The sequence below is a fragment of the Planktothrix agardhii genome, from assembly GCF_904830935.1.
Taxonomy (GTDB): domain Bacteria; phylum Cyanobacteriota; class Cyanobacteriia; order Cyanobacteriales; family Microcoleaceae; genus Planktothrix; species Planktothrix agardhii.
Genome location: NZ_LR882952.1, coordinates 4,524,532 through 4,537,580 on the forward strand (window position 1 = coordinate 4,524,532; position 13,049 = coordinate 4,537,580).

Sequence of the window (13,049 nt, forward strand, 5' to 3'; positions counted from 1 at the left end):
AGTTTAAGACTCACAGAATAACAGAGCTAAAATTCATGTTTGATCGAAGGGAGTAGATTAACGTGAAATTTCTTGCTGATATGGGAGTTTCTCCCTTGACAGTGAAGGTACTCCGTCAACAAGGATATGATGCTGTTCATTTAAGCGAACAAGGATGAGAGCGTCTTCTGTGATTCTCAGATTTTAGAAAAAGCAAGACAAGAAAATCGAATTATTTTAACGTTTGATTTGGATTTTGCTGATCTTTTAGCCGCGAGTTCTCACCAACTTCCCAGTACAATTATTTTCCGTTTAAAAAATACAAAGCCTGCCGTTGTTAGTGGTAGATTACTGATTATTTTGAATGAATGTCAGGAAGAACTGAACACAGGTGCAATCGTGACAATTAATGATACTCGTTATCGTTTGCGATCGCTTCCTATATAATCCCAATAAGACTGTCTATTAAAGATTGTATTGAAAATTGTTTAATCTTACCAAGGACTCCCAATTAAAGTAAAACCTGCCCAATAAAAAGGATGGGATAAATTAACATTTCCCCGGGAAGCAATTTCTGGAGGAAGGGGAATTTTGGCAGTATTTGTTCCAGTTTCATTGATTAAATAACCCTGTTCTAAACGAACTTTTCCCTGTAACATTCCTAGTTGAGCTTGTCGTAGAGCTTCTGCTTTAATCGGACTGGTTGATAGGGCTTGATAAAAGGTATTCATTAACCCTAATGTTCCCGCATCGCTAACATACCATAAACTCGCTAAAGCCGATTTAACCCCGGCTTGAACTGCTAACCCAGCAAACCCTAATTCCGCTTTTTCATCCCCTACGGCTGTTGTACAAGCACTCAAAACCAATAATTCTACAGGGGGTTGATTTAACTTGAGGTTTCTGAGTTGATTTAACCGTAATTTTTGATCCCAAAATTGAATATAAGATTGGTCAGAACCTCCGGCTTGAAATTCTCCATGGGTGGCTAAATGCACAATTGAAAATTGATTTTGACTACGTTGGGATGTGAGATTATTAACGGTAAAATTCTCATTCAAAAATGATTTACCCTGCCAAGTATTATGATTAATAATTAAGTCCAATTCCATCGGAACTGCGTGGAGAGGGAGTTGATTGGAATTGGGAAAAACAGAAGCCCCCATCGCTAATATTTTAGAATCTTTAATATTAACATAGCGAGTATCTGTTAAACTTAAACTGGGAATTAATCCTAAACTATAGCGTTCTAACAGAAATTGTTTCCCATCGTATAATGCGGCTAAGGGTAGGGTTCTTAATCCCGTATCCATTGAAAAGACTAGGGTATTAATTCCTTCGGCTTCTAATGGGCTTTCCAGAGGTTCAATTAACCATTTATATAATTGTTTGCCATTTTCTTTATAGCGGGTATCTTCTAAATTTTCGGGCGAACGAATTTGATTAGAAAAAGTTCTAGCGGTTTTTAATACCGTTTCTCGCGGAACTGGAATACTTTTAAATATTGGTTGTCCATCGGGTAAAATCAACCTTAATTCTAATTGATTCGATTGACTAGATACATAGATAATGGCGGTTTTATATCCGGTTAATTTATAGATTTCATTTAAGGTTTTACGAATACTTTGATCCGTAAGGGTTGTATTATTTGAGTTTGAACCTAAATAGTTAGAAAATTCAATTCCTCGAAATGTATCAATTTGAGCCAAGGAGGAAATCACGGAACCGGAAGCAATTTGATCCATTGGAATGGTGGGAGTATTGAGGGGAATAATAGGGGTTTCTAAGGGTTCGTTGGGATTAGATGAAATATCCGAGGTTTCCTCTAATACAACATCCGATGTTAAGTCGGTTAAAACAGGTGTGGTATTCTCGGTTTTAGGGGGTATGGGTGAGGTTTTGGTTTCTTGATTTGTCCCTTGTAATTCGGAATTAATTTGATTAATAATAGTCTGGGTTTCTCCGGTTGATTGATTAGAATTTGAGGAGGAATTATTAGTAGGTAAAAGACTCACCAAATTGCCATCAGTAATTGCTCCAGCCGTCCCATTTAAAAGGGGATTTCCCACGGAAAAAGGAATACTACCACATTCAGCAGTGCTACAATGGTCGCCTCCTTGTTGAATAACAATCGAACCACCTTTTTCTCCTCCTACGCTGGAAATACTGGAGTTTATTTGATTACGACTATTAAAAATTCCCGTGGCTCTAAATAATCCATGAGTTGAAATTCCAATATCGCCGCCTTGAGTTTCTCCTTCCCCCCGCAGGGAAACTACATCAATATCTTGAGCAGCATTTAATGAAATATTGCCACTTTTTCCCTCGGAAGAACTAGCGTTAATTCGTCCAGTATTAATGCTAGAACCTGCAATGATAAAAATATTTCCTCCCCCTCTAATTCCGGCTGAATTTATGTTTCCTGACTGTATTGTTCCCATCATGCTATTCAAATTAATTCCTCGATAGGCTTTAATATCTCCGGTGGTGATGTTTCTATTTGCTAATAATTCAATAGCGATGGAGTCGCCCACTAAGGATGAATTAAAAATCTGACCGTTGACTCTGATTCCCCCATTTAGACTGATTAAATTAATATCTTGACTATTCAATAAAACATTACTATTTTTATTGCTATTATCCTGGGTAATAGCACGAATTTCTCCCGTTTCAATCTGACCTAATGCCGATATATTAATATTTCCATTTCTTTGATTTTCTGATAATAATTGTAAAGATCCTGTCCTAATTTCTCCTTGAGAACTGGTGAGTTGAATGGTTCCCCCTTCGGTACTAATATCTCCAATTAAAATATTTGATCCGGCGGTTAAGGTGACTGAGCTATTATCAACTCCCGTAATCCGACCAGTTCCAATAATAGATTGTGCTTGTAAATTAAGCGGATCATAAACCGTAAAATCTCCGTCTAAATTTAGGGTATTTGTGCTATCTACTCGGCCAATTCTAATTTGAATAAATCCATTCTTTAAGGCTTCTAAATCCCGATTACTCATATCAAAACTAGAGGCATTTTCTGTTCCCCCTAATGTCATAGCTTGGGTCTTCCGACTAGGTTGTAAAATTAGAACTCCTGAACCCTGAACAGAATTTAGTCCTCCTAATAAATTTACTTCTGTTCCGGTTAAATTAATTGTAGCAGAGCCAGAATTTCCCGTTGATAACTGTTGAGTATAAATAGTTCCAGATTCACTGGAAATCGAAATATTACCACCGTTTGTGAGTAGGTTGCCCAAGGTAATATTTTCTAATGCCGATAGTTTTAAACTGGCATTATCTAAACCAGTAACGGTATAAAATTGTTCTCGAAATGGTGTTCCACTAGCAATCATACCTTGAGGAGATTGGATGATAACGGGATCTTTGAATGCAATATTTCCAGCGATAAAAATAGTTCCGTTTCCTTGATTTCCTCCGATAATAATTTCTTTAAATCCATTTTCTAAACTGTTTAAATCACGAGAGGTTAAATTTAATGTGAGTTCCGAGTTATTGTCTTGACCTGCGATTTCAATATCTTGAGCCACCGTTGCTGGTTGTAAGACAATTTGACCTTGACCTTGAATTGAGTTTTCACCCCCGGTGAAATTAATTTCATCACTGGTAATTTCAATATTTCCTGTGGCGGGTTCTAAATGATCAAATATTCCGGTTCGTAGTCCTTTAGTTTCAACTTTTAACTCAGCATTCAGAATAATATTTCCTCCAGTTTCTTTGCCTCTTGTATCAATTAAATCTGTTGTTAAAGTTCGAGGAGTATTAACTAAAATATTCCCCCCCGAACCTTCACTAGAAGTCGCATCAATACTATAAGAATTTCCCTCTAAAATAATATCTCCCCGTAAACTTGTGAAGGTAATATCTCCCGATTTACTACTACTAGAGGTATTAATACTGTTAGTTTGAATGCGGTTTGATGCGTTAAGATATATATTACCTCCAGTGCCATTTCCCATCGCGCGGGTTGAGAGGGTATTAGTAATAATATCTCGGTCGCTTTTAAGGGTTATATTCCCGCCTTGGGTATTCGCAGAAGTCGATAGGTTTTCAGTCCGAATCCCCCCATTATTGGTTGTTGTTAGGTCTAAATTTCCTCCTTGGGTAATAATATCTCCCGTGAGTAAATTTACCCCGGTAATTACAATTGCAGCGCCGGAAGTCTGGAGAGTATTTCCTGAATTTATAGTAAAATTACCACTCCCAGATTTATCTGCATCGGCGGTAAAAGTTAAGGTTCCAGTGGTAGCCGGAAAGTTTAATTTATTGTCAGTTAGGTTGCCAATATTAATACTATTTTTTGCTTCTATAAATACATTTGCTGTTAGGGCAAGATTTTCTAAAGTTTGCTGGGATAGGTTAATATTTTCTTGGGTTTTATCTTGATTACCGATGTTTATTTCCGGTGCATTAATTATTAAATTCCCAGGAATTGAATTAGTTGTTTTTAGGTTAATATTTCCAGATATATTTAGATTATTTTGACTAAAAATAGTGGCAAATCCTCCCAATCTTTCAGTTGTGTTAGGATTAGAAAATCCTTGGGCACTAATATTACCAAAAAATTGGGTTGAATCCTTGGCTCCAATAATTATTCGTCCCCCATTTCCATCGGTTAAGCCATCGGCTATAATCGTAGATTGATCATTAATTAATGTGCGGGAAGCCGTGGGCAAAAGAGCATTTTCTTGATAATTACTTCCAATTCGGACGATTCCGCCTCCATTTATACCAGAAGCATCAATTTCCGAATTAAATAAATGAATATTATTGCCAATAATATTAACTTGAGGAAGATTTGATGAAGATGAGTTAAAATTGGTATTTCTGGTATTCAAAAAACCAGAAATTAAAGCCCCCCCGCCTTGAGGAGAAAATGGTGTATTAGAAGCGGTTAATTCTACGCTTCCATCGGATAAAATATTAACACTAGAGGCTTGATTATTTTGTGAATTTCCTGTCAATAATTTGGGTAAGTCTAGGGGAATAATTACGGATTCATTATTCTCAAGACTGGGGGTAACGGTTTCAATTTCTAAATTGAGTAAATATCCGGTTTGACTAATTCTAACTAAATTATTTCCTTCAATAGCTGCAATGGTAATTTGTCCTGCGGGTGCATTCAATGTTCCGGTATTAATAACGTTTCCCCCAATTAAGGTTAAGGTTTGTCCTTGGGAAACCGTAAGTTCTCCAGAATTAACAATATTACCCGGGTTGGATGTGGAGAAAAGAAAACTATTGGGTTCCCCTGAAAGGCTATTATAATCATTAGAATTTAAGCTATTAAATAAACCGGAATTAAATCCTATACCTGTAGCGGTTGTGGCGGTAAATGCACCCGGAACATCTAAACGTGCTTCCGAACCAAAAATAATTCCAGAGGGATTTAAAATAAATAGGTTAGAATTGCCTCCGGTCACTTTAATTAACCCTTCAATTACCGAAGGTTGTCCGCCCACGACACGGCTAAAAATATTTTGAATGGAATTATTAGAAACAAAATTAGCAATCTGACCCGGCGGCACATTAAATTGTGTAAAACTATGAAATAAATTTCTCCCATCTCCCGACTGTTGACCTCCGGTAATATCCACACGATTATTAACGGAATTAGTCAGGGTATTTGTACTATTAGGTTCGGGAACAATTGATTGGGCTAAAACTTGATTTATGGGAAAACTAATTTTAAGATTATTACTCAAAAAATTAGGGAAATCACCCATCCCCACCGTCCAAAATCCAGTTAAAGGTAGGGAGATGAAAATTAACTTAACAAAACGTCCAGGCTGCATAAGGGTTTATGCCTTGAATAAACAATTACCGAAAGGGAATCTACTATTTATTTTTTACAGAAGCCACCCAGATAGACTATTTCTATTACTATTATGAATAGTATTATAGATTTAAAAACAGGATTATGCGTTTAATTGGTCTTACCGGAGGGATAGGAAGCGGAAAAACGACCGTATCCAACTATCTTACCACGACCTACCGACTCCCCATTTGGGACGCGGATTTATATGCGAGAGAGGCAGTGGAACCCGGTTCACCTGTTCTCAAACAAATTGTTGACCGCTATGGGAGGGATATTCTACTTTATAATGGTAACTTAAATCGGCAGAAATTGGCTAGTCTGATTTTCTCAGACTCATCGGAGCGAACCTGGCTAGAGCAACAGATACACCCCTTTGTGCGCCATTGTTTTGTTAACAATATTAAACAATTAAAAGCTCAAAAAATCCAGAATCCCGATGGCAACCCTTACGCTGACGGGGTTTTAGTGATTCCGTTATTATTTGAATCGCAAATGACGGATTTAGTCACGGAAATTTGGGTTGTCTATTGTCCTCTTGAACAGCAATATTTGAGGTTAATAGAAAGAGAAAAAATTAATTTTGGTCGACTTTTAACCACCGAAGAAGCTGAAGCTAAAATTAATAGCCAAATGTCTTTAGCAGAAAAATGTAAACAAGCAGATATAATTTTATACAATTCTTCAACCCCAGCAGAACTTTTTAAACAAGTGGATGCAGCAATTCGAGGGCAAAATATCCCCTAAAACTAGAAAAGAGTTGAGGTTTTCCTAAAAATAGGATAAAATCAAGGAAAAGCAGAGAGGAAAAATCATGACAACCTCTGTACAGTTTATTGATGGATTAGATGAAGAAATTAGCGGGATTAGTCTGCGGAAACGCAAAGACTCCGAAACTAAAATTGTGGTCTTGCTATTTGAGCGTCTTCAAGCGATAGAAAGATTAAGAGCCTATCGGAAACAAATCACTAATTTGTGGTTACGCGATGAAGAAGGACAAATCAAAGTTACCCCCAGCAATGTCAAGTTCTTCTATGCAGAAAATGAGGATCTTTCTAAGGTTGAATGTTACTTTGAAGTATACTCAGAAGACATTTTTGAGCGAGTCATGCGGTTTTTAAATCGTTATGCTGATGAGAATGGATTCCAATTTCAGTCTACCTAAAAAATCAGAACGCGCCAGAGCGCGTCCTAAATCCTATTTTTCCAATTGTTTCAACGCTTGAAACGTGGCAAAGAAAAAGCCCAATGAACCTAACACAGTAATCACTTGAGCAATTAATTTAGCATTAGTGATTGCAATTTCATCCATGGTTTACCCTCCAATCAAACTCAACTTCAGATTCACTATTTTTAGTGTAACCGAGTTTCAGCGTGTTGAGAAATAATACAAACTCTGTTTCTAGTGACCCCAAAGATGTTAAAACTGAGGAAAAAGTTTAGGGAGAACGCTAAAAATGCAATTTCAAACCGCAATCCAAGAAGCCTGTTATAACAAAATTGCCACCTGGATGAGAGAATTATATGGCAAATTTCCTTGTGCTAGAGAAGACGTACCCGGATTAGCAATGGTCATGGGTTCTGCATTAGTTGAGGTATTTGTATTCCCTTGGGAAAAAGATGATGCCATTATTAATGCTCGGTCTTATGTGGTGACAGATGTAGAACTTTCTCCAGATTTATTACATTTTCTCCTACGAGAAAATAATATTATGAGGTTTGGAGCTTTTGGGATTGATGAACACGGGGATATTATTTTTGAGCATACTATTGTTGGTTCTACTTGTGATAAATTAGAACTAGAAGCCTCAGTTAATGCAGTGTTAGAAATTGCCGATGATTATGATGATAAAATAGTAGAACGTTGGGGAGGAAGACGGGCTTTAGATCGGATTTCAAGTTAAAAATAATGATAGCTGGGAATTGGGAACAGGGAACAGACTTTACCACAAGTGGTTTGCTGGATTAGTTTTTGTCAAATACCCAATTTAGATGCGCTCCGAAGATTATATAGCGCTACGCATTACAGTTAGGACACTTTTTATTCCTGAAACCCTTTCACTGCTTACTGTTCCCTGTTCCCTGTTCCCTAGTGGGTAGCACTATAACAGTTTTATGGGTGGTTTTAATTATTTTTTTTAGTTATAATTAACTTAAATAAATCCGCCCGTAATCCTATAAAACGTCCTGAATTGTTACCAAAATTAGGCTTAGAACCCCCCCGTGGCGTATTATTTGTTAGCCCACCCGGAACGGGTAAAACCCTAACCGCCAGGGCTTTTGCAGAAGAATTAGGAGTCAGTTATATTGCTATTGTCGGCCCGGAAGTTATGGGCAAATATTATGGGGAAAACGAATTGCCTATTTAGGCTATTACGATGCCGACTTTCATGCTGCTACTGAGAGTTTAGCCGGAACCAATCCCCGTTATGATGAGCGGGTAGCCGCCGATATTAAAGCCATTCGAGATCAGGTGGATTGGGTGGTGGTTAACTACCATTGGGGCGTAGAACTGGCGGAATATCCGGGGACTAATGTTTGAAATCCTTGGTTTCTGATGGGTCGGGGTCTATGTCACAGACTGAATCCCCCTTACCCCCTAAATTAGAAACTAAATGCGATGAATACGGGAAAATTATTGACCTATCTCAAGCCTGGAGCCATTTGTGAGATGCTCGTTCACCTGAACGCAACATTTTTTTAAGAAACCCCTTGCCAACCCCAAAGTGTTGTGTTACTATTAGAAGTTGTGCGTGAGAAAAGTACAAAACGCGCGGGTCGGATTTCAAGTTAAAAATAATGATAGCTGGGAATTGGGAACAGGGAACAGGGAACAGACTTTACCACAAGTGGTTTACTGGATTAGTTTTTGTCAAATACCCAATTTAGATGCGCTCCGAAGATTATATAGCGCTACGCATTACAGTTAGGACACTTTTTATTCCTGAAACCCTTTCACTGCTTACTGTTCCCTGTTCCCGAGTGCTACGCACCATAACAGTTTTATGGTGGTTTTGATTATTTTTTTTAGTTATAATTAACTTGAATAAATCCGCCCGTAATCCTATTTTTTAATCAGGTTTTAAAATGACTAATTTATTTGATGGGTTTGATCAATTATTTGAACTAGCAAAAACCTTAGATGAAAAAATCAAAAGTGGAGAAATTAAAACCGACGTACAAATTGGTTCTCGCACCAGTATTCCTAGACAGGGGAATATACCCAAAAACAATACAGAATCCCATTCTGTAATTATTACACCTCCATCGGTGGAAACCCCATCAGAAACCCCTAATTTTTCTCCTCAAAATTTCCATCCCCTATGCAATATTTCAGAAGTGGGGGGGTTAGGAGATGTGATTCAACAATTACGAGAATTAGTAGAATTGCCTTTAAAACGTCCTGAATTGTTAGCAAAATTAGGCTTAGAACCCCCCCGTGGCGTATTATTTGTTGGCCCACCCGGAACGGGTAAAACCCTAACCGCCAGGGCTTTTGCAGAAGAATTAGGAGTCAGTTATATTGCTATTGTCGGCCCGGAAGTTATGGGCAAATATTATGGGGAAGCGGAAGCCAAATTAAGACAAATTTTTGAGAAAGCCGCGAAATCAGCCCCTTGTATTATATTTATTGATGAAATTGACAGTTTAGCCCCCCATCGTTCCCAAGTAGAAGGGGAAGTGGAAAAACGATTAGTCGCTCAATTATTAGGCTTAATGGATGGTTTTGCCAAAACCCCAGGCGTGATTGTTTTAGCCTCAACAAATCGCCCCGATGCTATTGACCCAGCCCTACGACGTCCGGGCAGATTTGATAAAGAAATTCGCTTTCGAGTTCCTGATAGAAATGGGCGCTTAGAAATCCTTACCATTCTAACACAATCCATGCCCTTAAAAACAGTTAATTTAGAAGAAATTGCCGATTTGTCTGTGGGATTTGTCGGGGCAGATTTAAAAGCTACTTGTCAAGCCGCAGCCTATACAGCTTTACGTCGTCAGGTTCCCTCTTTAGAAGCGACCGTTCCCGATCAATTGTATATTAATCAACAGGATTTTATCGACGCTTTAACGGAAATTAAGCCTTCGGTTTTGCGGTCGGTAGAAGTGGAAAATCCCAATATTTCATGGGAAGAAATTGGCGGTTTAGAGAGTATTAAACAAACCTTACAGGATTCCGTAGAAGGTCAGTTACTTTACCCGGAATTGTATCAACAAACCGGAGCCAAAGCCCCTCGCGGAATCTTACTTTGGGGGCCACCCGGAACGGGTAAAACCTTATTAGCAAAAGCGATCGCATCCCAATCTAGGGCTAATTTTATTGCGGTGAATGGGCCGGAATTATTAACCCGTTGGCTAGGAGCAGCCGAAGCCGCTGTTCGAGAATTATTTGCTAAGGCTAGACAAGCCTCTCCCTGTGTTATTTTTATTGATGAAATTGATAGTTTAGCTCCGATTCGTGGGGCTTATCTGGGAGATTCAGGGGTAAGCGATCGCGTTGTAGGGCAATTATTAACGGAATTAGACGGGTTACAAAATAGTTCTGAAGTATTATTAATTGGGGCAACAAATCGCCCCGAAGCTATCGATCCAGCCCTCTTGAGATCGGGAAGATTAGATTTACAATTGAAAGTCGATTTACCCGATATTAATAGTCGTTTAGCGATCCTGAAAGTTCATAATAAAAACCGTCCTTTAGTTGATATTAATTTAACAAATTGGGCAACGGAAACTGAAGGTTGGAATGGGGCAGATTTAGCATTATTAAGTAATCAAGCCGCCTTAGAAGCCATCCGTCGCTATCGTCGCCAAGGGTTAACTGATCCGAAAGAAATTTCGATTACGACCGAAGATTTCCGTTTAGGATATGAAGGATTGATCTTACATCGAACTCAATCCAAACCCTAACCAAAACTTTAAGCTGTATTCCCTAACCTAATTATTCTGGATGTTGGCGGCAGGGTGCAACCTGAGAGTTTATCCTATATTAGAAGCCTGTAGCCACTATTTGATTAGTAGTTACGAATAGATGTTGTAGGTAGACTAGAAATTCCTAAATCTATTCCTATGGCTACCATTTTTGATAAAATCTAATGATCAACGACTCGCTAGGGTCAGGGTTAAGGTGATCTTTATATTAAACTGAACCGCAAGCAAAATTTCTATAGGGAGAGGATAGTATTTTTATGGTTTATGCAGAATATTTAGGTCAACCTTCTATTTTTGAATTAGCCCGGACTGGAGACCTAAGGGCAATTAGCGATTTAATTAATACCTATCTCAGACCTGAAGGGATCTCAGCGAGAGTCGCGCCCCCCGATCATAAAGGCTGTTTACCCGTCCTGGTTGAATTTCAACAGGAAGCCATGAATGAGGGCATTGTTAAGTTTATCTGTCACTTGCTGTGGAAACTCAACGCCCCTAACCTAGAAGGAGTAAAAATTGCCGCCCGGTATCAAGGAGATGGGGAGATTCTCTGGAAACAATCGGTACGGCTAGTGACTCCAGCCAATCAAGTTTATCGAAGCAAAGGACAAGCATACCGACGGTGGTTAAATCTGGACGGGATTAAATTTAAAACCCTGCGGTTAATGTTTATGATGGGTTCGGCCGTTTCTACCTTTGTATTGGGCTGTTGGGTGAGTTACTACGAAGTCAACGCCCAACAACTCCCCCTATCCAACCCTCAAGAAAAGGTAGTGATGGTCGCACCGCCACCAAAACGCCATGATACCGTGCAAGCCGCCTTAGAAGTAGTTCCAGTGGTACAACAGGAACAAGTCAAAAATCCCCAAGATCCAACGGTGACTTTAGTATTTGGGGGAGATGTAACCCTGTCCGATCACTTTGAAGATGTGATTGGGACGAACTACTCCCTACCCTTTGCCCAACTCCCCGAATATCAGGATGCCGATGTGGCTATGGTGAATTTAGAAAATCCCCTCACCCGTTCTACCCTACGCCGTCCTAACAAACAATTTAATTTTAAGGCCGATCCAGAATCCGTAAAAGTATTAACAGAAGGGGGAATTGATATTGTCAATCTCGCCAATAATCATACGATGGACTATGAGGAACCGGGGCTAGTGGAAACCATGGCAACTTTAGACCAAGCGGGAATTAAGACCGTGGGAGCAGGTCGGGATATTAAAGAAGCTCGTCGGCCCACGATTATTGAAGTTAAAGGTCAACGAATTGCCTATTTAGGCTATTACGATGCCGACTTTCATGCTGCTACTGAGAGTTTAGCCGGAACCAATCCCCGTTATGATGAGCGGGTAGCCGCCGATATTAAAGCCATTCGAGATCAGGTGGATTGGGTGGTGGTTAACTACCATTGGGGCGTAGAACTGGCGGAATATCCGGGGGACTGGCAAATTGACCTGGCTCGATTTACGATTGATCAAGGAGCCGATGTGGTGATTGGTCATCATCCCCATACCCTACAGGGTGCAGAAATTTATAAAGGTCGGCCGATTGTTTACTCCCTGGGGAATTTTATTTTTGGGGGAAATAGTCGCGCGGACTATGAAACTGCTGTGCTTAGAGTTGCCCTAAATGCTAACCATCAAATGAAGGTCGAGTTTTTACCAGTAGAAGTGACCCAATATCAAGCTAAGGTGATATCAACTAAAAAAGGCGAGGATATTATTAAACGGGTGGGGCGACTCTCACAAATTTTTGATCAGCCCATGCAGTCCTCCGTCGTCTTAGACACCCACCAACGACAGATTAAACAGGTGGATGCAGCCTTAACCGAACCGACTTTACCCTTAGTGACGGAACCTAAGCCAGAAAGTCCACCTACTGCGACGGAGATAGTCCCATCGGAACCCCCGAAAACACTGTTCTCCGAACCCATGCAGTCTCCAGTTTCTGATGGGTCGGGGTCTATGTCACAGACTGAATCCCCCTTACCCCCTAAATTAGAAACTAAAACGGAAACCCAGGATGACCTCAAACCCTATATTGATCAACCTTTTATTAAAGATCCGTTTATCTCCCTTCCTTCTTTTCCCCAGGCTCCCGTCCCTAGCACCCAAAGTTATAGGGGTTCCAACTCCCCAATTTCGTTTCAAATTGCTATTCCTAAACAGCAATCTGTGAGCACGGGATCTCATGCTGAAATTGATCTTCCTTTGAAACATCGAGAGCTTGATCAAGTCATAGGCTAAGATTCTAACGGTCACCCACTGAGTGAATTTGTTTACCTGTCCAAAGTTTATTTATTCCTAACTATTAC

At 39.5% G+C, this 13,049-nt stretch carries 8 protein-coding genes and 2 pseudogenes; 9 read left to right on the forward strand and 1 reads right to left on the reverse strand.

All coding sequences use genetic code 11. The annotated features are described in order from the left end of the window. Positions 1-62 precede the first annotated feature (62 nt). Positions 63-158, forward strand: a complete 96-nt coding sequence (locus NMG88_RS20675) for a DUF5615 family PIN-like protein (protein WP_235752006.1) — start codon at positions 63-65, stop codon at positions 156-158. A gap of 22 nt (positions 159-180) precedes the next feature. Then, positions 181-426 (forward strand): DUF5615 family PIN-like protein, encoded by a 246-nt coding sequence (locus tag NMG88_RS20680; protein ID WP_202807919.1) that lies wholly within the window; start codon positions 181-183, stop codon positions 424-426. A 47-nt stretch (positions 427-473) separates the two neighbouring features. On the opposite strand, the gene NMG88_RS20685 is transcribed toward NMG88_RS20680, so the two are convergent. Beyond that, positions 474-5,789, reverse strand: a complete 5,316-nt coding sequence (locus tag NMG88_RS20685) for a CHAT domain-containing protein (protein ID WP_254035765.1) — start codon at positions 5,787-5,789, stop codon at positions 474-476. A gap of 125 nt (positions 5,790-5,914) precedes the next feature. Here NMG88_RS20685 and coaE point away from each other — a divergent pair, with 125 nt between their 5' ends. The 7 genes and pseudogenes from coaE (at position 5,915) to NMG88_RS20715 (ending at position 12,981) form a co-directional block, all read left to right on the forward strand. Next, positions 5,915-6,556 carry a dephospho-CoA kinase gene (coaE, locus tag NMG88_RS20690; RefSeq protein WP_027249607.1) on the forward strand — a complete coding sequence of 214 codons (642 nt, stop codon included), beginning with the start codon at positions 5,915-5,917 and terminating at the stop codon, positions 6,554-6,556. A 67-nt stretch (positions 6,557-6,623) separates the two neighbouring features. Further along, positions 6,624-6,974: a photosystem II reaction center protein Psb28 gene (gene psb28 / locus NMG88_RS20695; RefSeq protein ID WP_026793357.1), complete on the forward strand. Its 351-nt coding sequence runs from the start codon at positions 6,624-6,626 to the stop codon at positions 6,972-6,974. 292 nt (positions 6,975-7,266) lie between these two features. Beyond that, complete coding sequence (locus tag NMG88_RS20700) at positions 7,267-7,713, forward strand: T3SS (YopN, CesT) and YbjN peptide-binding chaperone 1 (RefSeq protein WP_026786304.1); 447 nt, start codon at positions 7,267-7,269, stop codon at positions 7,711-7,713. Positions 7,714-7,983: 270 nt separating this feature from the next. Continuing rightward, positions 7,984-8,166: pseudogene (locus NMG88_RS20705) on the forward strand (AAA family ATPase); the annotation flags it as partial. Then, positions 8,157-8,339, forward strand: a pseudogene (locus NMG88_RS22785) (CapA family protein); the annotation flags it as partial. The pseudogenes NMG88_RS20705 and NMG88_RS22785, both read left to right, overlap by 10 nt. 557 nt (positions 8,340-8,896) lie before the next feature. Next, complete coding sequence (locus NMG88_RS20710) at positions 8,897-10,714, forward strand: AAA family ATPase (RefSeq protein WP_227351282.1); 1,818 nt, start codon at positions 8,897-8,899, stop codon at positions 10,712-10,714. Between the two features lie 278 nt (positions 10,715-10,992). Further along, a complete protein-coding gene (locus NMG88_RS20715; protein WP_227351283.1) occupies positions 10,993-12,981 on the forward strand; it encodes a CapA family protein in 1,989 nt (662 codons plus the stop codon). Positions 12,982-13,049: the final 68 nt, after the last annotated feature.